The sequence below is a fragment of the Pararoseomonas baculiformis genome, assembly GCF_017813395.1.
Classification (GTDB): Bacteria; Pseudomonadota; Alphaproteobacteria; order Acetobacterales; family Acetobacteraceae; genus Roseomonas; species Roseomonas baculiformis.
The window spans coordinates 1-25,459 of sequence record NZ_JAGIZB010000006.1; the positions used below are offsets into that span (position 1 = coordinate 1).

24 protein-coding genes and 1 pseudogene are annotated in these 25,459 nt (G+C 71.8%); 7 read left to right on the top strand and 18 right to left on the bottom strand.

What is annotated here, in order from left to right; all coding sequences use genetic code 11:
* The 4 genes and pseudogenes from J8J14_RS07340 to J8J14_RS07355 form a co-directional block, all read right to left on the bottom strand.
* Window positions 1-315 (bottom strand): annotated as a pseudogene (locus J8J14_RS07340) (hypothetical protein); the annotation flags it as partial.
* Between the two features lie 97 nt (window positions 316-412).
* Complete coding sequence (locus tag J8J14_RS07345; RefSeq protein ID WP_209378836.1) at window positions 413-1,474, bottom strand: S1C family serine protease; 1,062 nt, start codon at window positions 1,472-1,474, stop codon at window positions 413-415.
* A 115-nt stretch (window positions 1,475-1,589) separates the two neighbouring features.
* Window positions 1,590-4,301 (bottom strand): response regulator, encoded by a 2,712-nt coding sequence (locus J8J14_RS07350; RefSeq protein ID WP_209378837.1) that lies wholly within the window; start codon window positions 4,299-4,301, stop codon window positions 1,590-1,592.
* Window positions 4,302-4,575: 274 nt separating this feature from the next.
* On the bottom strand, window positions 4,576-5,883 hold the full coding sequence (locus tag J8J14_RS07355) for an NAD(P)/FAD-dependent oxidoreductase (protein WP_209378838.1): 1,308 nt from the start codon (window positions 5,881-5,883) through the stop codon (window positions 4,576-4,578).
* A gap of 122 nt (window positions 5,884-6,005) precedes the next feature.
* Between J8J14_RS07355 and J8J14_RS25390 the strand changes: the two genes are divergently transcribed.
* Window positions 6,006-6,680, top strand: a complete 675-nt coding sequence (locus tag J8J14_RS25390; protein WP_209378839.1) for an AzlC family ABC transporter permease — start codon at window positions 6,006-6,008, stop codon at window positions 6,678-6,680.
* Window positions 6,680-6,991, top strand: coding sequence for a hypothetical protein (locus tag J8J14_RS07365; protein WP_209378840.1), 312 nt, complete (start codon window positions 6,680-6,682; stop codon window positions 6,989-6,991). Before J8J14_RS25390 ends, J8J14_RS07365 begins: the two co-directional genes overlap by 1 nt.
* A 10-nt stretch (window positions 6,992-7,001) precedes the next feature.
* On the opposite strand, the gene J8J14_RS07370 is transcribed toward J8J14_RS07365, so the two are convergent.
* From J8J14_RS07370 to J8J14_RS07380, 3 genes are all read right to left on the bottom strand, one after another.
* Window positions 7,002-7,826 (bottom strand): ABC transporter substrate-binding protein, encoded by an 825-nt coding sequence (locus J8J14_RS07370; protein WP_245215537.1) that lies wholly within the window; start codon window positions 7,824-7,826, stop codon window positions 7,002-7,004.
* Window positions 7,827-7,910: 84 nt separating this feature from the next.
* A complete protein-coding gene (locus J8J14_RS07375; protein ID WP_209378841.1) occupies window positions 7,911-8,996 on the bottom strand; it encodes an AbrB family transcriptional regulator in 1,086 nt (361 codons plus the stop codon).
* 170 nt (window positions 8,997-9,166) lie between these two features.
* Window positions 9,167-9,979 (bottom strand): helix-turn-helix domain-containing protein, encoded by an 813-nt coding sequence (locus tag J8J14_RS07380; RefSeq protein ID WP_209378842.1) that lies wholly within the window; start codon window positions 9,977-9,979, stop codon window positions 9,167-9,169.
* A gap of 36 nt (window positions 9,980-10,015) precedes the next feature.
* Here J8J14_RS07380 and J8J14_RS07385 point away from each other — a divergent pair, with 36 nt between their 5' ends.
* Window positions 10,016-11,257, top strand: a complete 1,242-nt coding sequence (locus J8J14_RS07385) for an MFS transporter (protein ID WP_209378843.1) — start codon at window positions 10,016-10,018, stop codon at window positions 11,255-11,257.
* 290 nt (window positions 11,258-11,547) lie between these two features.
* Here the strand turns inward: J8J14_RS07385 and J8J14_RS07390 are convergent, their stop codons facing one another.
* Both J8J14_RS07390 and J8J14_RS07395 read right to left on the bottom strand, forming a co-directional pair.
* On the bottom strand, window positions 11,548-12,309 hold the full coding sequence (locus J8J14_RS07390; protein WP_209378844.1) for an SDR family oxidoreductase: 762 nt from the start codon (window positions 12,307-12,309) through the stop codon (window positions 11,548-11,550).
* 74 nt (window positions 12,310-12,383) lie between these two features.
* Complete coding sequence (locus tag J8J14_RS07395) at window positions 12,384-13,616, bottom strand: MFS transporter (RefSeq protein ID WP_342452407.1); 1,233 nt, start codon at window positions 13,614-13,616, stop codon at window positions 12,384-12,386.
* Window positions 13,617-14,118: 502 nt separating this feature from the next.
* On the opposite strand from J8J14_RS07395, the gene J8J14_RS07400 reads away from it, so the two are divergent.
* Window positions 14,119-14,748, top strand: a complete 630-nt coding sequence (locus J8J14_RS07400) for an FkbM family methyltransferase (RefSeq protein ID WP_209378845.1) — start codon at window positions 14,119-14,121, stop codon at window positions 14,746-14,748.
* Between the two features lie 59 nt (window positions 14,749-14,807).
* Here the strand turns inward: J8J14_RS07400 and typA are convergent, their stop codons facing one another.
* From typA to J8J14_RS07415, 3 genes are all read right to left on the bottom strand, one after another.
* A complete protein-coding gene (gene typA / locus J8J14_RS07405) occupies window positions 14,808-16,643 on the bottom strand; it encodes a translational GTPase TypA (RefSeq protein ID WP_209378846.1) in 1,836 nt (611 codons plus the stop codon).
* 320 nt (window positions 16,644-16,963) lie between these two features.
* Entirely contained in the window at window positions 16,964-17,563 is a 600-nt protein-coding gene (locus J8J14_RS07410) for a hypothetical protein (RefSeq protein ID WP_209378847.1), read from the bottom strand.
* Window positions 17,564-17,710: 147 nt separating this feature from the next.
* A complete protein-coding gene (locus J8J14_RS07415) occupies window positions 17,711-18,697 on the bottom strand; it encodes an adenosine kinase (protein ID WP_209378848.1) in 987 nt (328 codons plus the stop codon).
* 388 nt (window positions 18,698-19,085) lie between these two features.
* On the opposite strand from J8J14_RS07415, the gene J8J14_RS07420 reads away from it, so the two are divergent.
* Together J8J14_RS07420 and J8J14_RS07425 are read left to right on the top strand one after the other, a co-directional pair.
* Window positions 19,086-19,646, top strand: coding sequence for a bactofilin family protein (locus J8J14_RS07420; RefSeq protein WP_408895706.1), 561 nt, complete (start codon window positions 19,086-19,088; stop codon window positions 19,644-19,646).
* Between the two features lie 91 nt (window positions 19,647-19,737).
* Entirely contained in the window at window positions 19,738-20,229 is a 492-nt protein-coding gene (locus tag J8J14_RS07425; RefSeq protein WP_209378849.1) for a hypothetical protein, read from the top strand.
* A gap of 286 nt (window positions 20,230-20,515) precedes the next feature.
* On the opposite strand, the gene hisA is transcribed toward J8J14_RS07425, so the two are convergent.
* The 6 genes from hisA to J8J14_RS25395 all read right to left on the bottom strand — a co-directional run bounded on the left by hisA (window position 20,516) and on the right by J8J14_RS25395 (window position 24,716).
* Window positions 20,516-21,232, bottom strand: coding sequence for a 1-(5-phosphoribosyl)-5-[(5-phosphoribosylamino)methylideneamino]imidazole-4-carboxamide isomerase (hisA, locus tag J8J14_RS07430; RefSeq protein WP_209379069.1), 717 nt, complete (start codon window positions 21,230-21,232; stop codon window positions 20,516-20,518).
* Window positions 21,232-21,810 carry an N-acetyltransferase family protein gene (locus J8J14_RS07435; RefSeq protein WP_456307508.1) on the bottom strand — a complete coding sequence of 193 codons (579 nt, stop codon included), beginning with the start codon at window positions 21,808-21,810 and terminating at the stop codon, window positions 21,232-21,234. Before J8J14_RS07435 ends, hisA begins: the two co-directional genes overlap by 1 nt.
* Window position 21,811: 1 nt before the next feature.
* Window positions 21,812-22,465 (bottom strand): imidazole glycerol phosphate synthase subunit HisH, encoded by a 654-nt coding sequence (gene hisH, locus J8J14_RS07440; protein ID WP_209378850.1) that lies wholly within the window; start codon window positions 22,463-22,465, stop codon window positions 21,812-21,814.
* Window positions 22,462-22,827: a DUF2628 domain-containing protein gene (locus tag J8J14_RS07445; protein WP_209378851.1), complete on the bottom strand. Its 366-nt coding sequence runs from the start codon at window positions 22,825-22,827 to the stop codon at window positions 22,462-22,464. Before J8J14_RS07445 ends, hisH begins: the two co-directional genes overlap by 4 nt.
* Window positions 22,827-23,432: an imidazoleglycerol-phosphate dehydratase HisB gene (gene hisB / locus J8J14_RS07450; protein ID WP_209378852.1), complete on the bottom strand. Its 606-nt coding sequence runs from the start codon at window positions 23,430-23,432 to the stop codon at window positions 22,827-22,829. The genes J8J14_RS07445 and hisB overlap by 1 nt, the downstream gene beginning before the upstream one ends.
* A gap of 78 nt (window positions 23,433-23,510) precedes the next feature.
* A complete protein-coding gene (locus J8J14_RS25395) occupies window positions 23,511-24,716 on the bottom strand; it encodes an energy transducer TonB (protein ID WP_209378853.1) in 1,206 nt (401 codons plus the stop codon).
* 104 nt (window positions 24,717-24,820) lie between these two features.
* Here J8J14_RS25395 and hslV point away from each other — a divergent pair, with 104 nt between their 5' ends.
* On the top strand, window positions 24,821-25,384 hold the full coding sequence (gene hslV, locus J8J14_RS07460) for an ATP-dependent protease subunit HslV (RefSeq protein WP_209378854.1): 564 nt from the start codon (window positions 24,821-24,823) through the stop codon (window positions 25,382-25,384).
* The last annotated feature ends 75 nt before the right edge of the window (window positions 25,385-25,459 follow it).

A 25,459-nucleotide genomic window follows, 5' to 3' on the forward strand; every position in this document is an offset into this window, starting at 1 on the left:
AGGCGGGGGCGCGTCGGCCGCCGGCGCCGGGGCGGCCCCGGGGCCAGGCGCGGCGCCGGCAGGCGCCGCCCCCGGCGGGGCCGCCCCGGCGCGGGAGGCCGCGGAGAGCGCCTCCAGGTTCCGGATCAGCTCCGCGCGCCGCGCATCGTCCCGCAACAGGCCGAGCAGCCGCTCCGCCTCCGTGGCGCTGGGCGTGGCGGCCGGCGCCCGGGCCGGGGCGGGAGTGTTGGCCGGAGCAGGGGCGGGAGCCTGCGCGAGCGCCGGCGCCGCGAGAAGCAGCGCCAGCAGGGCAAGGATCGGTCGGGGAAGACGCATGGGGGCGGTTTGGAGCCCACCCCCTCCACCAAGGTCAAGCGGCCACTCTCAAGCGGCAGCGGGCAGCCCGGCCCAGGCCACGGAAATCGGCACCAGCCTATCGCTCGCAGCGGATGAACACGGTCGCCCGCTCCGCGATCTCGCCCACATCGGCCGCGCTCCGGTCCGCGCCGGTGCTCCGCGCGGTGGCCGGCGCCACCCCGGCCGCCCGCAGGAAGGCGGCGGCCCGCTCGCCCCGCACGGCGAAGTTGATGTTCTGCGCGATATCCCCCGTCCGCCCGGCCACGGCCTGGGCGTTCAGCTTGGACACCACCACGCCCACCACATTCCCCTGCATGTCCAGCAGCGGCCCGCCGGAATTGCCGGGCTGCACGGGGGCGCTGATCTGGATCTGGTCCGGGTTGTCCCGCAGCCCCGCCAGCCCGTTCACCTCGCCGCGCGTCAGCTTCGCATCCGAGGAGAGCAGCCCGGACAGCGGGTAGCCATAGGCCACCACCCCCTCGCCCCGCCGCAGTGGCGGGTCCTGCCGGAAGGACAGCACCGGCCCGCTCAGCCCGGGCACGGCCAGCAGCGCCAGGTCCAGCCGCGCATCGGTGCGGGCCGGCGGCACGGCGGCGTGGTTGCGCCCGTCCGGGCCGCGCACCAGCACCCGGTCGCACCCGTCCACTACATGCCGGTTGGTCAGCACCCGCTCCCCCGCCACCAGGAAGCCCGTCCCGGTGGAGGCGCGCACCCCCGGCCGCGGGATCGCCTGCGGCGCCGTCGGCTGCTCCGGAGAGGGCCGGACAACCGCGCCCGCCGGCGCCAGATTGGTTCCGTCCAGCGTCACGTCCCGTTGCGCGCAGATGTCCTCGTTGCGGGAAACCGCCTCCCGCCCGTCCTCCAGCACCAGCCGCAGGTCGAAGCGGCACCCGGCCTGGGGATTGCTCCGCAGCCGGTAGCCCGCATTGTTCGGCAACGGGCGCGGCAGCAGGTTGCCGCCCCAGTCCGGCCGCCCGCTGCGCACGGCATGCAGCGCATTCGCCGCCTGCCCCGTGCGGTTGATCACCCGGAATCCTGCCTCCGCCGCCGTGGCCGTCGGTGGATCGGCCGGCGCCGGCGCCTGGGCCAGGGCCGGCACCGAGAGGAGGAGAGCGGAGGAGAGAAGGAGGGCGCGCATGTCACGGCGATGTGTGGAACCACCCGCCCCGCGTCAATCCTTCCCCTCCCCTGGCCGCACCGGCCCCACACCGGCCCCGCACCGGGGCACGCCCGGGCCAGGACGCGCCGCCCGCCTATTCCACCGCCGCCCGTCCGTCCGCCGCCTCCAGCATCACCGCGATCCGGTCCGCCAGCCGCCCCGCATCCACCGGCTTGCTCAGCAGGGAAAAGCTGCCGTCCAGGGCGCCCCCCATCGCGATCTCCGCCGCATTCGTCACGAAGCCCGTCAGCAGCACCGCAGGCAGCCCCGGCCGCCGCCGCTGCATCTCCTGGATCAGCGCCAGCCCATCCATCCCGGGCATCGACAGGTCCGACACCAGCAGCTCCGGCGCCGCCCCCTGCTCCACCATCTCCAGCGCGGCAGCCCCCGATCCGGCCACCGAAACGGCATAGCCCGCCGCCTCCAGCTGCTCGGCCAGCAGGGAGCGGACCAGCGCCTCGTCATCCACCAGCAGGATCCGCCGCCGCTCCTCCGGCGGCAGCAAGGGCAGGGCAGGCGGGCCGGGCTCCGCGGCCTCCCGCCCCGCTGGTGCCTCGCTGGAAACCGGGAACCACAACGCCACCTGCGTCCCCCGCCCCGGCGCGCTCTCGATCACCAGCGCGCCGCCGCTCTGCTCGGCGAAGCCCTTGGCCATGGAAAGCCCGAGCCCGGTGCCCTTGCCCACAAGCTTGGTGGTGAAGAAGGGTTCCGAGGCCCGGGCCAGCGTCTCCGGATCCATGCCCGAACCCGTATCGGCCACCGAAAGCCGCAGATACCGCCCGGCGGCCAGCCGCGCGGGATACCCCGCCGCACTCTCCGCCGGCACCACATCCTCCGCCGCGCCCAGCACCAGCAGCCCATGCCCGGCCATCGCGTCCCGCGCATTCGTCGCCAGGTTCACCAGCACGGTCTCAAGCTGCCCCTGGTCGGCCAGCAGCGGCGGCAGGCCGGGCGGCACATGCACCCGCACCTCCACCCCGCTCCCCAGCGTATGGGCCAGCATCTCGCGCATGTTCCCCAGCAGCATCGCCGCATCCACCGGCTCCGCGCGCAGGTCGCCGCGCCGCGCGAAGCTCAGCAGGCGCCGCGTGATCGTCATGCCGCGCCCGGACGCCTCCAGGATCATCCGGCCCAGCCGCCGCACCCGCTCCGCATCATCGGGCCGCCGCTCGATCAGCGCCGCCCCGCCCTGCACGGCCTGCAGCACGTTGTTGAAGTCATGCGCGATCCCGCCCGCCAGCTTGCCTAGCGCCTCCATGCGCTGCGCCTGGGCCAGTTCGGCCCGCGCGGCGTCCAGCGCCCGCGTGCGCGCCTCCACCTGCTGCTCCAGCTCGAGCCGGCTGCGCGCCATCACCTCCCGCGCGCGGACGATCTCCTCGATGTCGGTCGAGGAACCGAACCACTGCACGATCCGCCCGGCCGCATCCCGCATCGGCAGCGCGCGCGCCAGCGCCCAGCGATGCACCCCGTCATGCCGCCGCAGCCGGTACTCCATCTCATAGGGCTCCCCGGTCTCCAGGGAATGCCTCCAGCGTGCCGTCAGCCGCTCCCGGTCCTCGGGATGAACCAGGGAAAGCCAATCCCCCCCGGGGAACTGGCCGCCCACGATCCCCGTGAAGGCATGCCACCGCGCGTTGAAATAGGTGTGCCGCCCATCCGGATCGGCGGACCAGACCATCTGCGGCATGGCATCTGCCAGGGTCCGGAACCGCGCCTCGCTGTCCCGCAACGCCCGCTCCGCCCGCTGCCGCTCGCCGAGCTGGACCGACAGCGCCTGCGCCAGCGTATCCGCCTCCCGCATCCCCGTGGTGCGGAAGCGTCCCACTTCCGCAAGCGCGCCCGGAGGCGCGAGAGGCGCCAGCCACGGCACCCGCCCGAGCGCCGAGACCACCCGCCCCGCCACCAGCAGCGCGACCATCAGCCCCATTGCCAGGATCACCCCGCCGGTCAGCAGCGACCGCAGCAGCGTTCGCCGCAGCGGCGCCTGGAAGACATCCTCCGGCAGTTCCAGCATCACGGTGTAGTCGCTGTCCGGCGCATGGGCGAAGGCCATGGCCGAGGGAACACCCTCCAGCGTGCGCAGCCCGCTCGGCACGACCCCGGCCTCGCCCCCCATGATGGCGGACAGCGCCTCGGGCGAGATCACCCGCCCCACCGTCTCCCCGTCCCGGTAGGAGCGGACCACCGTCATCCCCCTGCGGTCCTGGACCGAGGCCAGGCTGGCGGCCGGCAATCCCGCCGCCGAAACCACCGAGGCGAAGCGCTCGCGCGGCAGGGTCACGCCGATCACCGCCCCCGCGCGCCCCTCGGCCTGGCCCCAGGGCAGGAAGACCGGCACCACCACGGAGATGAAGGGCAGGTTCAGCTTCCGCGGAACGAACAGGTCGGAGATCTCGACCCGCCCGGAAGCCAGTGCAGCCGCCAGATGCGGCAGCATCGGCACCCTCTCCGTCCGGCGCACACCGGGCGGCCAGGCCGTGTCCAGCAGCTTCATGCCATCCAGCCGCACCAGCCGCAGCATCACCGGGGATACCCCGTTCGGCAGGCCGGCGGAGAGAAGATCGCGCGCCGCGCGCAGCTCGCGGTCGAACGCGTCCAGGTCGCCGCGCCCCAGCGCCGCGGAAGCGGTCAGCGTCTGGGCAACGGCCCTGGTGCGCTCGAACTCCTGGTCCACCAGCTGGGCCAGGGTCCTCGCCTGGGCGACAAGCTGGGCCTCCGCCCTCTCCCGGTCCTCCCCATACTGGCTCCAGATCGAGCCGGCACTGAACAGGGTCAGCGGCAGCGCCACCGCCGAGACGAGCAGCATCAGCTGCCAGGACAGCGGCGGCGCTCCCGGCTTCCGTCCCGGCCCGACCGGCTGCGCGCCAGGAATCTTACGAGAAAAAATCAACGGGGCTCCTTGCGGGCAGGTGCCATCCGGCCCTGGCCCACCCCGCGCGGCACCCAGACCCACCGATGAAGCCTGGCAGGCCTGCCCGTTCAGGTCATCTTCATCTTAGCGCAGCAACACCGCCCATGGGAGGCGGATCGCCACCGCCGGGCCACATGAACGGAACCTCACCCGGCCCGGCCGGAAAGCCCTACTCCGCCGCCGCCATCGCGGGCACGGCCTCCGGCATCTCCGGCCCCATGCCGCGCCGGTGCAGCCAGGACAGCGTGTGGTACACCACCTTGAAGGACAGGATCGGCACGATGGCGCGCGGATCCCCGAACCGCCCGCCCGCCAGGTTCCCCGCCAGCATGTTGATGATGCCGTCCCGCATCCACAGCGTGTTCTTGGGGGACATGAACAGGCTGCGCATCACCGGGTCGTTGATGCGGTAGATCAGCCAGCCGATGCGGTCCATCGCCTGCGCCAGCTCCTTGTTCACCGCCCGGCACCGCGCGGCGCCGCGAACCGGATCGTCCAGCCACAGATCCGCCGCCTCCGCCCCCAGCTCCCCCGCCGTCATCGCCATCAGCACGCCGGTCGAGAACATCGGGTCCACGAAGCCGAAGGCATCCCCGATCATCAGGTAGCCCTCGCCCGAGCCGGAGCTGGCACGATAGGAGTAGTTCGCGGTCGAATAGATCTCGGAGACGATCCGCGCATCGCGCGTGCGCGCCGATACCGTCGGGCTGCTCGCGATCCGCGCCAGGAACAGCTCCTGCGCGCTGCCCTTCCGCCCCTTCCAGGCGGACTGGTTGCCCACGAAGCCCACGCTCATCACGTCGCCCGGCAGCGGGATCAGCCAGAACCACCCATCCTCCGCCAGATGGATGGAGATGTAGCCGTCCAGCTCCCCCTCGCGCCGCTCCACCCCGCTGAAATGCGCGTACATGGCGGCGGTGTTGTTGTACTTGTTGCTCTCCTTCAGCCGCAGCTTGCCGGCCAGGAAGGTGTCGCGCCCGCTGGCATCCAGCACGAAGCGCGGGCGGAACCCGAGCTCCACGCCCTCCTTCGTCCTCGCCGTCACCCTGGCCCGCTCGCCCGGCCCGGCGAAGGCGATGTCGGTCACCCGCGTCTCCTCCAGCGTGGTGGCCCCGACGCGCCGCGCATTGGCGAACAGCGCCGCATCGAAATCCGACCGCCGCACCTGCCAGGCATGGGTGCGCGCCTTGTTCAGCGCATGGGCGAAGGGGAAGGGGCAGGAACGCCCGGTGCGGTCGGAGACGAACTCGGCACCGGGCTTGTGCACGCCCATCCCGCGCACCGCCTCCAGCATCCCCAGCCGCTCCAGGATGTCCAGGTTCCGGGGCAGCAGGCTCTCGCCGATATGGAAGCGCGGATGCGCCTCCTTCTCCACCAGCACCACGTCCCGCCCGGCCTGGGCCAGCAGGGCCGCCGCGGTTGATCCGGCCGGCCCGCCGCCGACAACGAGGACATCGGGTGTCGCGGTCTGTTGCATGGGCCGAAGATTTCCGCCCGCGCCCGCGCCGGGTCAAGCACCTTGCGCGGCCCCATCCTGCTCGGCCCCGCCCTGCCAGGCCCCGGGTCGCCCGCCGTCGCGCGCCATGGCAGGCTCGCCCCATGCACCCCGCCTTCCGCCTGGGCGCCTGGGAGGCGCTGGGCGCGCACACCATCGCCATGGCCGCCACCTTCATCGCCTTCGGGGCGGCGGTGCGCGCCTCCGGCTTCGGCCTGGGCTGGGGCCTCGCCTCCTCCGCCGGAGTCTACGGCATGGCGGGGCAGATGGTCCTGCTCGGCGCCCATCCCGGCGCCGGCACCGCGGCTGTCGCGGGGGCCATCATGGCCAATGCCCGCTTCCTGCCCATGGCCGCCGCCCTCGCCCCGCTGGTGCGCGGCCGCCTCGCCCCGCTCTGCGTGCCCTTCGTGGCCATCACGCCCTGGGCCGCCGCCATGCGCCGCCTGCCCGGCCTGGCGCCGCCCGAACGCGCCCCCTGGTTCCTCGGCTTCGCCCTCGCCGCCTGGACCACCGGCCTCCTCACCACCGCCTTCGGCTACGGCATAGCGGGCCAGCTCTCCCCCACCGTGCTGCGGCTGCTGCTGATGGCCAACGTCCTCTACTTCGCGCTGATGGTCACGGCCGGCCTCGCCCGCGGCGGCCCCTGGCGCGCCTCCCTGGCCGGAGCGGCCGCCGCCCCCCTCGCCTTGCTGCTTCCCGCCGGCACCCCGCCCGCCTGGGGCATCCTCGGCGCCGCCCTCATCGGCGGCACCGCCGCCTTCCTGCTGCGGCGCCGCTGATGCACCAGGGCTGGCCACCCCTCCTCGCCGCCATCGCGGCCATGCTCGCCCTGCGCGGCCTCGGCATGGCCCTCGCCTGGCGCCTGCCGCCGGGCCATCCCGCCATCACCTGGGCCACGGCCGTCAGCGAGGCCGCCCTGGCCGCCTGGGTCGTCCTCGCCCTTCTCTCCCCGGGCCCCTGGCCCATCCCCGCCCGCCTGGCGGGGGTGGCGGCCGCGCTCATCGCCTTCTTCGCCACCGGCCAGCGCCTCCTGCCCGGCATGGCGGCGGGGCTGGCGGCCATCTGGCTGGCCGGCCAGCTCCTGGGCTGAGGAAGGGGGGTCAGGTCGCCGGCGGCGCCACCTCCGCATCCGCCTGCCCGCTCGCCGCCAGCCCGCGCGCGACGAAGCCGGAAGCCTTCATCTCCTCCACGAAGGCGCGCAGCCAGGGCAGCGCCGCATCCCGCCCCTGCGGGATGCCCACCGCCTGCTCGATCACCATGAAGCGCCCCGGAATCACCCGCGTATCCGGGTTCGCCCGCGCATAATCCACCAGCGGCTGCTTCACCCCCGCCGCCGCGTCCAGCCGGTCGCGCCGGAACCACTCGACAGCCTCCGGCGAGCTCGGCGCCCGCACCAGCTCCGCGTGGCGCAGCGCACGGGTGAGATAGAGGTCATAGGCGCTGCCCCGCCCCACCGCCACGCGCTGCCCCGGCCGGTCCACATCCCCGATGGCCTGCAGCGGCGAAGCCTGCAGCACGAGATAGGTGCCCTCGATCACCACATAGGGCGCGCTGAACAGGATGCCCTGCGCCCGCACCGGGTCGATCGCCAGGAAGCACAGGTCCCAGGCCCCCTGCTTGCCCGCATCCGTCACCCGGCCCGCGCTGTCATAGGTCACGAACTGGACCGGCAGCCCCAGGCGGCGCCCCAGCTCGGCCGCCAGCTCCGCCGAAACCCCGCGCGGCGCCCCGGTGGCGGGGTCGCGCTGGGCCAGCACCGGATTGCCGAAATTGATCGCCACCCGCAGCGTGCCCGAAGGCGCGAGGATGCGGGCGATCTCGGCGGGCGGGGTCTGCGCATGGGCCAGGCCGGACCGAAGCATGGCGGCCCCTCCCAGGGCGAGAAGCGACGGTGCCGCCAGCACGGCGCGGCGTTCGATGGACATGATCTTCCTCCTCCCCGCCCTGCGGGCGGCTTTGGGGAAAGCTTGCGCCCCGGCGCGGCCGCCCGCAACGCGGCGGGCGGCGCCCTATCCCCGCCGCTCCACCCAGCGCGAAACCATCCGCGCCAGCGCCGGCCCCAGCAGCACCACCGCGACCAGCCGCATGGTCTGCAGCGCCATCACGAAGGACAGGTCCGCCCCGCTCGCCGCCCCGATCACCGCCACGGAATCGAGCCCGCCCGGGCTCATCGCCAGCAGCGCCGTCAGTGGGTCGATCCCCATCAGCGGCACCAGCGCCATGGAAGCCGCGCCGCAGAACCCGATCAGCACGAAGACCGAGAGCAGGATGCGCGGCAGGGACGAGGCCGCCTGCACCAGCGCCGCCCGCGTGAAGCCCAGCCCGATGCTGCACCCGATCAGCGCGTAGCACAGCGCCCCCAGCCAGGGCGGCACCTGGATCTCCACCATCCCCGTCGCCCGCAGCACCACCGCCGCCAGCATCGGCACCAGCAGCGGCCCCGCCGGAATGCGGAAGCGCCGCCCCAGCCAGCTTCCGCCCAGCGCCAGCGCCAGCCCCAGCATGAAGGGCAGCGCCCGGATCGCCGGGAACCACTCGACCCCCTGCCCCGCCCCGTCCGCCCGAACCCCCAGAAGGCTCGCCAGCAGCGCCGCCGAGCCGGCCACGCAGACCACGCGCAGATACTGCATCACGGCCACCATCCGGGCATCCGCCCCGAAAGCCTCCGCCATCACCACCATCGCCGAAGCCCCGCCCGGCGCCGTGCCCCACACCGCCGTCGTCCCCGGCAGCACCTTCAGCACGCCCAGCAGCCAGCCCAGCAGGCTGCTCGCCGCCAGCGTGACCAGGACCGCCGCCGTGATGATGGGCCAGTCATGCAGGAAGGTCTGCAGGATGCCCGGCGTGACCATGGTGCCGATCAGGCACCCCACCATGCCCTGCGCCGCCACATAGGCCCGGCGCGGCAGCGCCAGCCCGCCCCCGCCCACGCTCACCAGGATGCAGCCCAGCATGGGACCCAGAAGCTGGTAGGCCGGCGCCCCCAAAGCCCCCAGCACCGCCGCCAGCAGGCCGGAAAGCACCACCACCAGCCCCCAGCGCCCCCAACGTGGCCAGAGCGCGAGGGGCCCCGCCCCCTGCGGCACGCCGCTCATGCCAGAGCGCCCGGAAAGGGCGCCCGCGAAACCGGAATGGAGAGAGGAAAGGACAGGAGCGCCTCCAGGACCACCCGCGGGCAGCCTTCATCGCGCCGCCGGGATACATCAGCCACCCGCTGCCGCTAACCCCGCCATGCATGACAACGCCGGAAGGTTGGCACCATGCCTCAGCCCCGCCCCCGCGCCTCCGCCGGAGTCACCCCGAAGGCCGCGCGGAACGCCGCCCCGAAAGCCGGGGCGGAGGCATAGCCCACTGCCGCCCCCGCCCGCGCCGGCGGCATCCCCTGCGCCAGCAGCGCCGCCGCCTCCGCCAACCGCAGCTGCTGCCGCCAGGCGCCGAAGGACAGCCCCGTCTCCGCCCGGAAAAGCCGCGAGAGGCTGCGCGGCGAAGCCCCGATCCGCTCCGCCCATTCCTCAAGGGAAAGCGGGCAGGCCGGATCCGCCCGCAGCGCCGCCGCCAGCCGCGCCAGCCGCGGTTCCCGCGGCTCGGGCACGCCGAACGGCAGGCTCGGCGCCCGCCGGATCTCGTCCAGCATCAGCGCCGCCAAATGCCCGCCCCTCCCATGCTCGTCCCATTCCAGAGGCTCGTCGCAGGCCGCCAGGATCAGCTCCCGCAACAGGGGGGAAGCCGCCAGCACCGCCACCCCCCGCGGCCCGGCACGCGCCGCATCCTCCCGCAGGAACAGCGCCCGCATCGCCACCAGCCCGACAATGGCCACGGAATGCGGCTCCCCCGCGGGAACCCAGAGCGCCCGCCCCGCCGGCACCACGAAGCTCGCCGCATCGGTCGTGATCCGCATCACCCCGCGCAAGGCATAGATCAGCTGCGCCCGCGCATGGTTGTGCCGCCCGGTGGATTCCCCCTCCGTGTAGTCGCGGCGGAACGCCGCCAGCGGCCGATCCACCGCGTCCTGCGGGATGGTGGGCCGGGAGACGGGTTCTTGGCCGGCTCGCGACAGATTCTGGCCCAACGTCTCCATCCAGCCATCCTAATCTGATGCGGAGGAGAAACGCCAATGCCCCGCGACCCCGCCACGCGGCAGATCTGGTTCATCAACGCCGCCCACCTGGTCTGCCACTACATGCTGCTCATCCTCGCCACCGCCGTGCTCGGCATGGTGGCCACCAACGCCTCCGTCTTCGGCAACGAATACGGCCCCGTCATCGCCCTCGGCACCGGCATGTTCGTGCTCTACGGCGCCGGCTCCCTCCCTATGGGATGGCTGGCCGACAAAATCGGCCGCCACGCCCTCATGGCCGCCTTCTTCTTCGGCGTCGGCGGCTGCCTCGTGCTCGCCGGCCTCGTCTCCGGCCCCTGGGGCCTCGCCGCCGCCCTCGCCCTGGCCGGCCTCTTCAACGCCATCTACCACCCGATCGGCACCGCCATGCTGGTGGAAGCCGCCGGTGACCGCGTGGGCCGCGCCATGGGCAACAACGGGGTCTTCGGCAATCTCGGCGTCGCCTCCGCCCCCGTGATCACCGCCCTCCTGGTTGCACAGGCCGGCTGGCGCTGGGCCTTCATCGTCCCGGGCATCGCGGTCCTTGCCCTTGGAATCATGTGGCTGCGCGAACCGCCCTACGACGCCCGCCAGCACGCCAAGAATACCCGCCCCTTCCCCGAGATCCCCCGCCCCGTCGTCCGCCAGGCCGTGATCTCGCTGCTGCTGATGGCCGTCTCCGCGGGCTTCGTCTTCAACGCCTTCACCCTGCTCATCCCGAAGCTCATGCAGGAGCGCATGGCCGACAGCCCCGGCCTCCTCCCCATGGTCGGGGCGCTGGCCTTCACCGCCACCCTCTTCGGCGGCCTCACCCAGTTCACCGTCGGGCGCGTGATCGACCGCACCACCCTCAAGCGGGTCTTCCTGCCCCTCGCCATCGCGCTGGTGCCCGCCCTGCTCTCCCTCTCCTTCCTCCAGGGTTGGGCCGTGCTGCCGGTGGCCGCCATCGCAGCCGCGGCCATCTTCGGCCAGGTGACGGTGAACGAGACCATGACAGCCCGCTACGTCGCCCCGGCCCTCCGCGTGAAGCTCTATTCGATCCGCTTCTTCGTCGGCTTCCTCGGCGCCGCCGCGGCCTCCCCCGTCATCGGCTACCTGCACGACGCCTTCGGGAACCTTAGCGTCACCATGATGGTCCTCGCCGCCTTCGGCGCGATCACCCTGGCCTGCGCCTTCCTCTTCCCGGACCGCCCCGAGGAACTGCGGCCCGAACTCTGGGCCAGTGCCGCTCCCAAGCCCGTCGTGGTCGCCGCGGAATAGCCGTGCGGCACGTCCCGGAGAGGGCTCTGCCCTCTCCGGACCTCACCTGCCAAGGGCCTGAGGCCCTTGGAACCCCGTCTGGCTGCCGCGGATACGATGCAAACAGGGGTTTCTGCCCCTAATCCTGCCCTTGCAGTCGCCTCCGGTCATGGACCGGAGGCGCACCGCCAGCCGAACCACTCCAAACTTCCAAAAGAAGATGATGGTGAGGGGTCCGGGGAGAGGAAGAATTCCTTCTTCCTCTCCCCGGGACAAACCGCCACCGCAGGATCAGAACAAGCGCCCCGAAGTCACAGCCGCCGCTGCAGGGCCGCGACATAGCCCCGGTTATGGGTCGGCGTCAGCCACACCTCGTTCATCGTCACCCCTGGCGGCAGGGTCGCGGCGTAGAGGATGAGGTCCGCGCAATGTTCGGGCTGCAGCATCCGGTCCAGATCCTCCTGGCTCAGCGGGTTAGGCCGCTTGCGCAGGATTTCCGTGTTCACCTCGCCCGGGCAGAAGACGGTGCTGCGGATGTTGTGGACGCATTCCTCCATGTTGATGCTGTGGCTCATCGCCACAACGCCGTGCTTTGCCGCCTGGTAGCCGGGGCCGCTCACCCCGCCCAGGTTGCGCCCGGCCATGGAGGCCGTGTGGATCATGGTGCCGCCCCCCGCGGCGCGCATGATCGGCAGCACGGCGCGCGCGACATAGAAGGCAGAGGCAAGGTTGCCCTGGATCAGCTCGTCGATCCCCCCGGGCGTGAGATTCGCCCAGCTCCGCCCGGTCACGTTCACCCCGGCATTGCTGACCAGAACGTCCAGCCGCCCGAAGGTCCCGCTGATCCAATCGGCGGCCTGCTGCACCTCCGCGGATTTCGTCAGGTCCGCCGGCTGCACCTCGGCCTTGCTGCCCGCGCCGCGAATGGCCTCCGCCACCTGCTCCAGCCTGTCCCGGCGGCGCCCGGTCAGCACCACCGTCGCGCCCTCGGCGCCGAAGCGCTCCGCCACGGCCTGGCCGATGCCGCTGCCCGCGCCCGTCACCCAGGCGATCTTGCCCTCAAGCCTGCCCATGCATTCCTCCCCTGCTTGCCGGGGAATGCTACCGCCGCCTCAGGGCCCGTGCCATCGGGCGGCAGGGCCTCCTCTCAGGCCCCGATCTGCCCTGCCATGCCCATCGGCCGCGCGCGCAGCCGCAGCACGATCCAGCCGGCGATCGCCAGGTTGAGCAGGTTCCACGCGATGCCGTTCACCATCGCCAGCCGGTAGCTCAGCGTGGCGTCGAAGATGGCGCCCGAAAGCCACCCGCCCAGCCCCATGCCCGCCAGCGTGGCGGAAAGCACCAAGCTCACCCGCAGCCCCGCCTCGGCCGGCGGGAAGAACTGCCGGGCCATCACCGCGTAGCTCGGCACGATCCCGCCCTGGAACAGGCCGAAGATCGCCGAAAGCACGTAGAGCGCCACCAGGCCGTCGAACTGCAGGAACAGCATCAGGGCCACGGCCTGCAGCCCCGATCCCAGCAGCAGCATGAGGGGCGCCCCCACCCGGTCCGTGATGGCGCCGGAAACCAGGCGGCTGACGACGCCGAAGCCAAGCATGAGGGACAGCATCTCCGCCCCCCGCGCCGGCCCGTAACCAAGATCGGCGCAATAGGCGACGATATGCACCTGCGGCATCGCCATGGCGACGCAGCAGGCCAGCCCCGCCAGCATCAGCAGGAACTGCAGCGCCCCCTTGGATATTCCCAGCCGCGCCAGCCCGCCCGCCGCCCGCGCCGCACCGCCGGAGGCCTGCACCGGCGGTGGCCGCCGCAGGGCAAGCGCCAGCGGCAGCATGGTGACCACGCAGAACAGGCCGATGCCGATATGCGTCGTGCGCCAGCCCTGGGTGGCGATGAAATGCTGCAGGACCGGCGGCCAGACCGTGCCGGCGAAGTAGTTGCCACTGGCGCAGAGCGCCACGGCGATGCCGCGCCGCCGGTCGAACCAGAAGGAGGTATCCGCCACCAGCGGGCCGAACACCGCGCAACTCCCGAGCCCGCCGATGAGGATCGCGTAGAGCAGCCCGAACTGCCAAAGCTCCCGGGCGAAGGCGGTCGCCACATACCCCGCACCCAGGGCCAGGGTGCCGATCACCACCGGCAGGACAATGCCGTACCGGTCCGCCAGCCTGCCCATGAACACGCCGCCCACCATGAAGGCCAGCATCGTCAGCGTATAGGGCAGCGACGCATCGGCCCGGTCCACGCCGAACTCCGCCTGCACGGCCGGAAGCGCCACCACGATGGACCAGAGCCCGATCCCCCCGATGGTCGCCAGAAGCACCGCCGCGCCCAGCCTCCACCACGCATAGGCGGACTCCGCTCTGCTCTCCTTCGGCACCTGCCCGTTTCCTCGCCCCAAGGCATTCATCATGGCATAGGGCCGGCCGGCGCACCTGCGCGGCCCCGCTATAATTTTGCGCCCAGCCTAGCGCCGGGAAAGAGGCAGCCACCAGGGCAGTGGGAGTGAGGCGGTCCCGTTTCCCTCAAAACCACGGGGCGAAACGGGACCGGAGATGTCTTCCTCGGCTCCGGCTGTACTCCATTCCGCAGGCATCATCGAAATTCTGCCGTTCTGCCACCCCCAGAGTGACGAAGGATAGTTCCCGATTCCGAGAAGTACTTTGCTGGACTTATTTGCTTGATGCGCTCATTTTGAGACATTACGATCTAGATATGTTGAGTTGAGGCACAATATGTCTGGCATGACGCACCGGCTACGCACGCTAGTGAATACGCAGCTCGCACGGCGTGGCTATTCGCTCAGATGGCGACCGCCCCATCTGATCTCCTCGCCAGACCAGTCTATTGAATTGGGCTTTGCCGTGCTGGCTGCGCATCTGATGCTGACCACACCTCGGCCGTTCTTCATCGGTATCGGGGCAAATGACGGGGTAACCCACGACCCCATTTTCCCCTTCATTCGCGACTTCGGCTGGCGCGGCATCATGGTCGAGCCCATCCCAGAGGCTTTTGCGAGACTGAAGGACAACTACACCCGTTATCCGGATGTCACGCTTGTCGAGGCAGCCATCGGCAAAGCCGATAGCGTCAGCACCATCTACAGCGTCGATATGTCCACAGCGAATTCCATGTCGATGTCCCTGCACTCCTCATTCAGCCGGGATGTCCTCCTACAGGCCCGTCGATGGCATCCCGACCTGGAGAGCAAAATCGTCGAACGGCAAGTCCCGACCATTTCTTTCGAAACACTCCTGAGGAGCACAAAAGGGCAGCCTGTGGACGTCCTGAAGATCGATGCAGAAGGCTATGATCTGGAAATCCTGAGAACGATTGACCTGGTGGCGCTCGCCCCGCAACTGGTGCTGGTAGAGCACGCGAACATTCCGCGGTCCGGCAAGATAGAAATGGCAGAGCGTCTCACGGCGGCAGGCTACCGGGTTGGGCTCACCTCCCTTGATATGCTGGGATACAAGGAAACGGCTTACAGCAGGGCCCAGCTTTACGTCTGATTCTGCTTCGAACGTAGCCCAAAGAAAAAGGCCCGGGGATCTCTCCCCGGGCCTCGTCCTCACGCCGCCTCGCTCTCCGAGCGGCGGGCGTGCTTCTTGCGCTCATGCGGATCCAGGTAGCGCTTGCGGAGCCGGATCGCCGAAGGCGTCACCTCCACCAGCTCATCCTCCTCGATATAGGCGATCGCCTGCTCAAGGCTCATGCGGCGGGGCGGCACCAGCAGAAGCGCCTCGTCCTTGCCAGCGGCACGGATGTTGGTGAGCTTCTTCTCCTTGATCGGGTTCACGTCGAGATCATTCTCGCGCGAATGCTCGCCGAGGATCATGCCGACATAGACCTTCACGCCCGGATCGACGAAGAGCGCGCCGCGCTCCTGCAGCGCGAACAGGGAGTACTGCACCGCCTCGCCGTCCGAGTTGGAGATCAGGCTGCCCTTGATCCGCCCCTCGATCGGCCCGGCCCAGGGCTGATAGCCGATGAACAGGCGGTTCATCATGCCCGTGCCGCGCGTGTCCGTCATGAACTCGCCGTGGTAGCCGATCAGGCCGCGCGACGGGATGTGGAAGGTCAGCCGGACCTTGCCACCGCCCGAGGGACGCATGTCCTGCATCATGCCCTTACGGAGCGACAGCTTCTCGACGACCACGCCCGAGTAGCCCTCGTCCACATCGACGAGAACCTCCTCGAAGGGCTCCTCCTTCTCGCCGGTCTCCGGGTTCACCTGCGTCAGCACGCGCGGGCGGCCGATGGTCAGCTCGAAGCCCTCGCGACGCATCGTCTCGATGAGCACGCCAAGCTGGAGTTCGCCGCGGCCCGCCACCTCGAAGGCGTCCACTTCCTCGGACACCTTCACCTTGATGGCGACGTTGCCCTCGATCTCCTTGAACAGCCGGTCGCGGATCTGGCGGCTGGTGACCTTCTTGCCCTCGCGGCCACCCAGCGGGCCGTCATTGATGCGGAAGGTCATGGTCAGCGTCGGCGGATCCACCGGAATGGCTGGCAGCGGCTCCGTCACCTCGGGGGAGGCGATGGTGTCCGGGATCGTCGCGTCGGAAAGCCCGGCAATGGCGATAATGTCGCCCGCATGCACCTCGTCCACCGGCACGCGGTCCAGGCCGGAGAAGGTCATCAGCTTCGTCAGGCGCCCGCTCTCAACCACCGTGCCGTCCTGGCGCAGCACGCGCACGGGCATGTTCACCCGGGCGACGCCCTGCTCCACGCGGCCCGTGAGGATGCGGCCGAGGAAGGGGTCGGCCTCGAGGATGGAGGCGTTCATGGCGAAGGGGGCGTCCACGTCCACCTTCGGCGCCGGCACGTGGCTCAGGATCAGGTCGAACATCGGCGACAGGTCCTTGCGGGGCCCGTCCATCGACATGTCGGCCCAGCCCTGGCGGCCGGAGGCGAACATGGTGTGGAAGTCCAGCTGCTCATCCGTCGCGCCGAGCGCGGCGAAGAGGTCGAACACCTCGTTCAGCACCTCGTCCGCGCGGGCGTCCTGGCGGTCCACCTTGTTGATGACCACGATCGGCTTCAGCCCGCGGGCCAGCGCCTTGGTCAGCACGAACTTGGTCTGCGGCAGCGGCCCCTCGGCCGCGTCGCAGAGCACGATGGCGCCATCCACCATGGACAGGATGCGCTCGACCTCGCCGCCGAAATCGGCGTGGCCCGGCGTGTCCACGATGTTGATCTTCGTGCCCTTCCACTCCACCGCCGTCGACTTGGCGAGAATGGTGATGCCGCGCTCGCGCTCCAGGTCGTTGCGGTCCATGGCCCGCTCGGCAACCTGCTGGTTGGCGCGGAAGGCGCCCGCCTGCTTGAGAAGATTGTCCACCAGCGTCGTCTTGCCGTGGTCGACATGGGCGATGATCGCCACGTTGCGGATGTTCTGTGTCACCGCGCGATGTTCCTATACCTCGCGCCGGGTCGCCCCGGCGCTTCGCGCGATGCCGGCCCCAGGGATCAATGCCAGGGAGTCCACCGCGCCCGTTTCGCCTTCCCACCGGAAAAGCGGCCTCCGCCCGAAGACCTGACCAATCCGACCATATGGAAGGCCCCGCGCGCTTCGGGCGGCGGGGCCAGCGATAGGATCGGTTCTTCGGCGGTTCGGCGTGTTGCGGCGCACAGATAGCGTGCCGCACCGGGGATTGCGAGGGTTTACGCGATGCCCGGGCGCCACCCGCCCATGCGGGGGAAGCGGGCCTCGCCCCCTTCAAATCACCCGCGCGGCATTGTCTGGGCCGGGTAGCCCATCGGCGGGGCGGGCGGCACGGCCGGCCGGGCGCCCTGGCGCGGCCGTGGCCCGCGGGCCGGCGCATCCACCGCCGTCGGCACGCCCGGGGGCAGCGGCCGCGCGCCGGGGCCCGTGGGCGTGGCGGGCAGCGCCGCCTCGGCCCGGTCCAGCGCGTTCAGCGCCGAACGCGCATCCCCCTGCGCCGCCAGGCGCCGCGCCGTGGAAATCTGGCTCAGCGCCGCGCTGCTCTGCGGCCGGCCCGCCTCGCTCGCCACCACGGAATTGGTCAGCAACCGCGTCTCGGCCCGCTCCAGCGCCTCGATCGCGAAGCCCATGCGGCGGCGGGTCAGTGCCGCCCGCGCCTCGGCCAGCAGCCCGCGGGCATTCTCCACACCCTCATAATCCGCCTCGGCCGCATTGCGGTCCTGCGCCGGCACCCAGGGGGTCCCGCCGGGATTGGCGCGGGCACGCTCCATCTCGCGCAGCGCCGGATCGCCGGGCTGCATGGGGGCCTGGCCCTGGGCCAGCGCCGGGCCGGCCACCAGAACGGCCGCCAGGGTGGCGGCCAGCATCTTCGCGTTCATCGGGGTCTCCTTCATCGGATCCCGAACGCTCCGGGGGGCGCGCGGGTTGGGGTCGCTCAATGCGGCCGCCCGGGGGGGCCGCCCCAGGGCGCGGATCGCTCCCCCGATTCGAACCCTGGCCCCCGCAACCGCCGCCCGCGCCCTCCGTCAGGCGCCGACCAGGCGCCGCAGGTCCGCCTGGGGCCGCGCGCCGAAATGGGAAATCACCTCGCTCGCCGCCACGCTGCCCCAGCGCCCGCACTCGGCCAGCGGCAGGCCCCGCGCATGGCCCGCCAGGAAACCGGCCGCATAGGCATCGCCCGCCCCGGTGCTGTCGATCAGCGTCGTCGGCACCGCCGGCACCTCGATCACCTCGCCCGTGGGCGCGATGATCCGGCTGCCCTTCTCGCTCCGCGTCAGCGCCACCAGCCGGCCGGTCGCCTGGAAGGCCTGGGTCGCCAGCTCCACGTCCCCCACCTCGAACAGCGAAAGCGCCTCGTCCTCATTGGCGAAGACGATGTCCGCGTCCCGCACGATGAAGTCGCGGAACGCCTCGCGGTGCCGCCCCACGCAGAAGCTGTCCGAAAGCGTGATCGCCACCTGCCGCCCGGCCCCATGGGCCAGGGCCGCCGCGCGCCGGAAAGCCGCCTGGGCCGCCGGCGGGTCGAACAGATACCCCTCCAGATAGGTCACCGCCGCGGATTCCACCGCCTCCTGGTCCAGATCCGCCTCGCCGAAGGTCACGCAGGCGCCGAGATAGGTGTTCATCGTCCGCTGCCCGTCCGGCGTCACCAGGATCAGGCAGCGCGCCGTCGGGTCGCCCCCCTTCAGCGGCGCGGTCGGAAAATGGATGCCCAGCCCCTTCAGGTCCTCGGCGAAGGCCCGGCCCGGCGCGTCATCCGCCACCTTGCCCAGATAGCCCACCTTCGCCCCCAGCATGGCCGCCGCCGCGCAGGTATTGGCCGCCGAGCCGCCGCCGGTCTGCACGCCCTGGCCCACCGCCACATGGATCGCCTCGGCCCGCGCCGTGTCGATCAGCATCATGCCGCCCTTGGCCATGCCCCATTCCCGGAGCATCGCCTCGGTGGCGGAAGCCACCACATCCACAATGGCGTTGCCGATGCCCAGGATGTCCAGCGCCCGCCGCTCCGCCATGCCCGTCTCCCCTGCCCCGGGCCATTCCCGGTCCTGCCCAGGGCGGCACGGCCAACCCGGCCGGCGTCCCCGTCGCCGCCGCCATACCACGCGCCGCGCCGCGATAAAGCGGACCGCTGGCGGATTTATCAACGACGAGTCGCGAACGGCGTGTTGTGCCCCGTCTCCTGCCCGTGATAGCCGGAACTCGGCGAGCGCGAAGCGGGGAGGGGATCCCACCGCGCCCAGGCCAATGCCCGCGCCGGTCAACGTGACCGTCCGGCGGCCGCGCCACCCATGATCGCATCGCGCAGGGGGAACTGCCATGTCCGTCTTCCGCCGCCGGCCCGCCGAAACAGGGCCCACCGAGGCCGAGCCCGCGACCGTGCCGGTCTCGCGCGACCCTGACCTGGCCGTGCCCCCCTTCCGTCCCACTCCGGGCCAAGCACCCAAGGACCCTGCCATGAGCCTGCCGCCCAAGCCCACCGCGCCCCAGGGCGCCACCGCCCCGGGCGTGACCATGCCGCCCCGCCCCACCGGCCGCCCCGCCCCGGCGGAGCGCCGCACGCTCGTGGTCGGCAAGGGCATCTCCCTCCAGGGCACCGTCACCGACGCCGAGCGCCTGGTGGTGGACGGCACGGTCGAGAGCCAGATGATCCAGGCGCAGGAACTGCAGATCACCCATTCCGGCGTCTTCAAGGGCGAGGTCCAGGTGGACGACGCCGAGATCGCCGGCGTGTTCGACGGCACCCTCACCGCCCGCAACTCCCTCACCATCCGCGCCACGGGCCGCGTGCTGGGCGTCGCCCGCACCCGCAAGCTCTCGGTCGAGGAGGGCGGCCAGCTCTCCGGCCGCATGGAAATGCTGACCGAAGGCCAGGCCTCCGCCCCCATGGGCGCCCCCGCCGCCCCGCAGCCGGCCATGGCCCCGCAATACGCGGCGCCCAACCTGGCGCCCGAGCGCTACTGAGCCAAGCCGGGCGCGCGGGGAAGGCGGCCCCACGCCGCCTTCCCCGCGCGCCCACCCGGCCACCACTCCAGCCAAGAAAAACCCCCGAGCCATGGGACCGGCCAAGCCCGCGTCGCCCGGCGCCGTCCTGCGCGCCTGCCTGCTCGCCTCCTGCCTGCCCGCCGCCCTCGCCTCATGCGCCCCGGCCGGCCCTGACAGCGCCGCCAGCCGCGTGCTGGAAGAGGTGCTGGAAAGCCATCGCGCCAGCATCGCCGGCGTAAGCCCGCCTCCCTCAGCCCCCACGCCCCCCGGCCTCCGGCGCGTCGCCACGGGCAACATCGCCCCGCGCCAGGCCGCGCCGGGCAGCGTCGCAGCCCTGGTGGGAAAAACCCCCGACTCCGTCCTGGCCACCCTCGGACAGCCCACGCGCCGCCGCCCGGAAGGCAATGCGGAAATCTGGCTCTACCAGGGCACCCATTGCGCCCTGGACCTCGTCCTCTACCGGGAAGCCAGCACTCCCCGCGTCGCCTGGGCCGCCGCCCGCGCCTCCGGCACGGAATCCCGCACCGAAGCCCGGTGCCTCTCGGAACTCGTGGCCGGGTAACACCTGCCAAGCCAGGACTTGCCGCTTCCCGGAGAGGGCTCTGCCCTCTCCGGACCTCGCTCGCCAAGGGCCTGAGGCCCTTGGAACCCCGTCTGGCTGCCGCGGATACGGTGCAACACGGGGTCTCTACCCCTGCTCCTGCCCTTGCAGTCGCCTCCGGTCATGGACCGGAGGCGCACCACCAGCCGAACCTCTCCACTGATAGAAGAAGATGATGGTGAGGGGTCCGGGGAGAGGAAGAATTCCTTCTTCCTCTCCCCGGAGGCCACAGAGGCGCCAGTAAAGTTCAGCCCGCCCCCAGCGCCTCTTCCGCCGTCAGCCGCCCGTCATAAAGCGCGCGCCCGATGATCACGCCCGCGATTCGCCCCGTGGCCCGCAGGGCTTCCAGATCCGCCCGCCCCGCCACGCCGCCGCTCGCGATCACGGGGGTGGAGAGCCGCTGCGCCAGCGCCGCGGTCGCTGCCACGTTCACCCCGCCCAGCATCCCGTCCCGGTCGATATCGGTGTGGATGATGGCGGCAGCCCCCGCATCCTCCAGCATCAGCCCCAGGTCCAGCGCCGTCAGCGTGCCCGTCTCGGCCCAGCCCTCGGTCGCCACGAACCCGTCCCGCGCATCGATCCCGATCGCCACCTTGCCCGGGAAGGCCCGGCAGGCCTCGCGCGCGAAATCCGGGTTCTTGGCGGCGGCGGATCCCAGGATCACCCGCGCGATCCCCGCCCCCAGCCAAGCCTCCACCGTCGCCATGTCGCGGATGCCGCCGCCCAGCTGCACCGGCCGGGTGGTGGCGGAAAGAATGGCCCGCACCGCCTCGGCATTGGCCGGCTTGCCCGCGAAGGCCCCGTCCAGGTCCACCACATGCAGCCAGGGGAAGCCCGCCTGGTCGAAGGCCCGGGCCTGGGTGGCGGGGTCGCCATAGACAGTGGCCTGCGCCATGTCGCCGCGCTTCAGGCGCACGACCTGCCCGCCCTTCAGGTCGATGGCGGGATAGGGGATGAAGTCCATCATGGGTCCTGCGGGAACAGCGCCTCGGTCGGGCGTCCCCGCACCGGCTCCAGCGTCTTGTAGTAGTGATGCCCGGCCACCGTCCGCCCTTCCACCCGGGCATAGGCGGGGTGCGTGCCCCAGCGGATGTAGCCCAACCGCTCGAAGAGCTCGATCGCGGTCCTCTGCGTCTCGCGCACATCCAGGTTCAGCACCCGGTGCCCCAGCGCCGCCGCCCGCTCCTCCACCCGGTTCACCATCATGCGCGCCAGCCCGTAGCCGCGCGCATAGGGGGCGATATAGGCATGGGTCAGCTGCGCGGCCCAGGCCAGCGCCTCATTGTTCCGCGCCGGGCGGACCAGCTGCGCCGATCCCACCAAATGCCCGTCCAGCCGCGCGACGAACAACTCGCGCTCCGGCACCAGCAACACGCCGCGGAAATGCCGCGCCAGCGCCATCCGCCCCTGGGGCGCCACCCAGCCGAATCCGCCACCCTCTATGATGGCGGCATCGGTTGCCTCGCACAGGTCTTCCAAATCAGCGTCGGACAGCGCGACCACCCGCTCCACCGACAATTCATGCGCCACCTGGCTCATCATGCTAACCGGGCGCCCAGCGCAGGAAGTTCCGAAGGATGCGAAGCCCCACCGGGCCGGACTTCTCGGCATGGAACTGCGTGCCGGCCAGATTGTCCCGCCCCACGACGGCAGCCACCTCGCCGCCATAGCCGGTGCTGGCCAGCAGCTCCTCCCGCAGCCCGCCGCGAAGCGCATAGGAATGCACGAAATAGGCATGCGCATCCCCCGCCAGCCCATCCAGCAGCGGATGCGCCCCATGGGCCTCCAGCGCGTTCCAGCCCATCTGCGGCAGCGGCAGCGGCTCGCCCGCCCCGCCGCGCGGGTCCATCGGCGCGATCTCGCCGCGGATCCAGCCCAGGCCCGGGGTCACCCCGTGCTCCAGCCCGCGCTCGGCCATCATCTGCATGCCCACGCAGATGCCCAGGAAAGGCCGCCCGCGCCGGATCGCCACCTCCCGCAGCGCCTCCTCCATCCCGGGCAGCGCGGCCAGCCCGCGCGCGCAAGCCGCGAAGGCCCCCTGCCCCGGCAGCACCACCCGGTCCGCCGCCAGCACCTCCTCCGCCTGCGTGGTCACGGAGATGGCGAGGTCCATGCCCTCCTCCTGCGCCGCGCGCTGAAAGGCGCGCCGCACGGAAGCCAGGTTCCCCGAACCCGGATCGACAACCGCCAGCCTCATGCCATCACCCCGCGCGCCAGCTCCGGGCGCGCCCGCACCAGGCGGAACACCGCCATGTCCTCGTCCGGGGCCGCGACGACCCCATGCTCCGCATAGCCCCGCCGCCGCAGCGTCCAGCGCTCCAGGTCATAGGCGTGGAACCCCAGCAGCAGGTGCAAGGCCAGCCCCGCCCATCCCTCCCACGGATCGGGCAGGAAGGCGATCGCCACGGCCAGCACCCCATATCCCAGCAGCGCCAGCCACAACCCGCGCCACAGCAGCCAGAACGGCCCGAACAGGAAGGCCCAGAAGGAGAAGGCCTCAGGCACCAGCCGCGTGCGCGGCTTCTCCCCCGTCCGGGCGTGAACGGTGAAGATCCGCATCACGCCTCCAGCATTCCCTTGGTGGAGGGGATCGTCCCCTCCGCCCGTGGGTCAGCCTCCACGGCCATGCGCAGCGCCCGCGCGAAGGCCTTGAACAGCCCCTCGGCGATATGGTGCGCATTCGTCCCGGCCCGTTGCGTCAGATGCACCGTCATCGCGGAATTCATGGCCACGGCCCGGAAGAACTCCTCGAACAGCTCCGTGTCCATCTCCCCCACCTTGTCGCGCGGGAAGCTGGCGGACCACACAAGGAAAGGCCGGCCCGAAATATCAATGGCGCATTCGGCCAGCGCTTCGTCCATCGGAACCAGCGCCTGGCCATAGCGGCGGATGCCGCGCTTCTCGGCCAGGGCCCGGCGGATCGCCTGACCGAGCACGATCCCCACATCCTCGGTGGTGTGGTGGAAGTCGATATGCAGGTCGCCCGCGGCCTTCACCGAGAGATCGACCATCGAATGCCGCGCCAGCGCGGTCAGCATATGGTCCAGGAAGCCGATCCCGGTCGCGATCTCCGCCCGCCCGGTCCCATCCAGGTTGAGGCTCAGATGGATCCGGGTCTCGGAGGTTTCGCGGCTGATCTCGGCGCGGCGGGCAAAGGCATCCATGCCGGTCCTTTAGACCGCGCCGGGCCGGGGTGGAACCAAGGGTGTTAAACCCGGCCCGATTGTAACCTGCGCCGGCGCCTAGTAGCCGCGCAGGACGTAGTTGAGGGTGAACTCAACCTCCGTGCTGTCCCCCTGCGTTCCCGGCGGGAAGGGCGGAAGCGTGGCCCCGCGGAACACGCCCAGCCAGGCCGCGTCCAGAAGATAGGAACCGGACCGCCGGATCACCTGGAGGTCCGTCACCCGCCCATCGCGATGGACGATGAAGCGCACGGTGGTCGAACCGTCCTCCCCCATCATCGCGGCCTGCCGCGGATAGTATTTGCGGCTGTTCGCGAACCCCACCACGGAAGCCCACCACGACGCCCCGGGATCGGCGCCCTTGAACCGCATCTCCGGGCTCGGCGTGCCACGCTCGGCCCGGCCCGTGGCGGTGCCGGAATCCTGGTTCCGCCGCGCCGCACGATCCGAAGCCGGCGGCGCCGGCCGCCCCAGGGAGATCGGCCCGCCCTGGCTCAGATCCAGCGCCCCGGCGAAGGGGTTGGAAGGCGCGGGCCGAGGCCGCGCCTGCGCCTGCTGCTGCCGCGGGGTCGGCGCTGGCCGCGCGGCCGCGGCCTCGGGCGGCGCGGCCGGTGGCTCGGGCATGGGCGGCGGAGGCATGGGAAGCGCTGCCATCTCCGTCCGGCGCGGTGCCTCCGCCGCGGGCGGGGGTGGCGGCAGGGCCATGTCGGAAGGCAAGGGCTGCGCCGGCAGCGGCACGGGCGGCAGCGCCTGCGCGACCGGGGGTACCGGCGGCAGGGGCGCGGGCGGCGGCGGAACCGGCACCGGGGCCTGCGCCACCGGCGGCGGAACCGGCGGGGCAGGCAGGGGCGGGGCAGGCAAGGGCGGCGCCGGCACAGGCTGCGCCTGCAACTCCGGCTGCGCGGGAACCGGCGGCGGCTCCGCCAGGCGCGGCACCGGGGCTGGCGGAACCGGCAGCGCTTCCTGCCCCGGCGGCTCCTCCGGCGCCGGCACAAAGTCCGGCGGCGGCCCCGGGCTCTCCTCCGCGCTCCCGCCCTCGAACACCACATCCATCGCCGAGGGCGCGGCCGGCGGCTCCTCCACCGCCCGGCGCTCCACGCCAAAGAGCAGCCACCACCCCAGCGCCAGGTGCAGCAGGAGCGAAAGCGCCAGCGCGGCCCCACGCCAGCCCCCAGGCCGCCCCGCCCCGCGCCGCGCGGCCCTGGGCAGCCTCGGGCCACCCAGCGGGCCGAACGGCCCCGTCGCGCTGATTCCCGCCGCGCTCATCAACCGCCCGAATGCATCAATGACGCGGCAGATGGGGTGCCATGCGCCAGGACGAAACCGGCCGGATTGCGCCACGCGCACCGGATCGCCACATCGCCCCCATCATGAACCTGAATACCACCTCATCCCACGACCCCCTGGGCTGGCACGGCACCACCATCCTCTGCGTGCGCAAGAACGGGCAGGTCGCCATGGCCGGCGACGGCCAGGTCTCCATGGGCCAGACCGTCGTCAAGAACAACGCCCGCAAGGTGCGCCGCATCGCCGGCGGCAAGGTCATCACCGGCTTCGCCGGCGCCACGGCGGATGCCTTCACCCTGCTGGAGCGCCTGGAAGCCAAGCTGGAACGCTTCCCCGACCAGCTCGAGCGCGCCGCCGTCGAACTCGCCAAGGACTGGCGCACGGACCGCTATCTCCGCCGCCTCGAAGCCCTGCTCGCCGTGGCGGACAAGGACCGCTCCCTCCTCATCACCGGCCAGGGCGACGTGATGGAGCCCGAGGACGGCGTCATCGGCATCGGCTCCGGCGGCAACTACGCCCTCGCCGCCGCCCGCGCCCTGATGACGGTCGATGGCCTCACCGCCGAGGAGATCGCGCGCCGGTCGATGACCATCGCGGGCGATATCTGCGTCTATACCAACGGGCGCTTCGTGCTGGAGACGCTCTGAGGGTCACCCCGGGGGAGGGAAGGACCTCCCGCCCCCGGCCCCCCGATCAACCTTTCCTTCCAGGCTGCCGCGCAG

Bases quoted from the DNA above. Each gene is read 5' to 3' on its own strand.
- J8J14_RS07380 (WP_209378842.1), bottom strand. From the start codon at position 9,979: ATGGAGACGTTGGGCCAGAATCTGTCGCGAGCCGGCCAAGAACCCGTC.
- J8J14_RS07390 (WP_209378844.1), bottom strand. From the start codon at position 12,309: ATGGGCAGGCTTGAGGGCAAGATCGCCTGGGTGACGGGCGCGGGCAGC.
- hisB (WP_209378852.1), bottom strand. From the start codon at position 23,432: ATGGATGCCTTTGCCCGCCGCGCCGAGATCAGCCGCGAAACCTCCGAG.
- J8J14_RS07355 (WP_209378838.1), bottom strand. From the start codon at position 5,883: ATGCAACAGACCGCGACACCCGATGTCCTCGTTGTCGGCGGCGGGCCG.
- J8J14_RS07410 (WP_209378847.1), bottom strand. From the start codon at position 17,563: ATGAACGCGAAGATGCTGGCCGCCACCCTGGCGGCCGTTCTGGTGGCC.
- hslV (WP_209378854.1), top strand. From the start codon at position 24,821: ATGAACCTGAATACCACCTCATCCCACGACCCCCTGGGCTGGCACGGC.
- hisH (WP_209378850.1), bottom strand. From the start codon at position 22,465: ATGAGGCTGGCGGTTGTCGATCCGGGTTCGGGGAACCTGGCTTCCGTG.
- J8J14_RS07400 (WP_209378845.1), top strand. From the start codon at position 14,119: ATGCTGACCACACCTCGGCCGTTCTTCATCGGTATCGGGGCAAATGAC.
- J8J14_RS07345 (WP_209378836.1), bottom strand. From the start codon at position 1,474: ATGCGCGCCCTCCTTCTCTCCTCCGCTCTCCTCCTCTCGGTGCCGGCC.
- J8J14_RS07445 (WP_209378851.1), bottom strand. From the start codon at position 22,827: ATGCGGATCTTCACCGTTCACGCCCGGACGGGGGAGAAGCCGCGCACG.
- J8J14_RS25390 (WP_209378839.1), top strand. From the start codon at position 6,006: ATGCACCCCGCCTTCCGCCTGGGCGCCTGGGAGGCGCTGGGCGCGCAC.
- J8J14_RS25395 (WP_209378853.1), bottom strand. From the start codon at position 24,716: ATGAGCGCGGCGGGAATCAGCGCGACGGGGCCGTTCGGCCCGCTGGGT.
- J8J14_RS07365 (WP_209378840.1), top strand. From the start codon at position 6,680: ATGCACCAGGGCTGGCCACCCCTCCTCGCCGCCATCGCGGCCATGCTC.
- J8J14_RS07370 (WP_245215537.1), bottom strand. From the start codon at position 7,826: ATGTCCATCGAACGCCGCGCCGTGCTGGCGGCACCGTCGCTTCTCGCC.
- J8J14_RS07385 (WP_209378843.1), top strand. From the start codon at position 10,016: ATGCCCCGCGACCCCGCCACGCGGCAGATCTGGTTCATCAACGCCGCC.
- J8J14_RS07425 (WP_209378849.1), top strand. From the start codon at position 19,738: ATGGGACCGGCCAAGCCCGCGTCGCCCGGCGCCGTCCTGCGCGCCTGC.
- hisA (WP_209379069.1), bottom strand. From the start codon at position 21,232: ATGGACTTCATCCCCTATCCCGCCATCGACCTGAAGGGCGGGCAGGTC.
- J8J14_RS07350 (WP_209378837.1), bottom strand. From the start codon at position 4,301: ATGCTGCTCGTCTCGGCGGTGGCGCTGCCGCTGACCCTGTTCAGTGCC.
- J8J14_RS07415 (WP_209378848.1), bottom strand. From the start codon at position 18,697: ATGGCGGAGCGGCGGGCGCTGGACATCCTGGGCATCGGCAACGCCATT.
- J8J14_RS07375 (WP_209378841.1), bottom strand. From the start codon at position 8,996: ATGAGCGGCGTGCCGCAGGGGGCGGGGCCCCTCGCGCTCTGGCCACGT.
- J8J14_RS07435 (WP_456307508.1), bottom strand. From the start codon at position 21,810: ATGATGAGCCAGGTGGCGCATGAATTGTCGGTGGAGCGGGTGGTCGCG.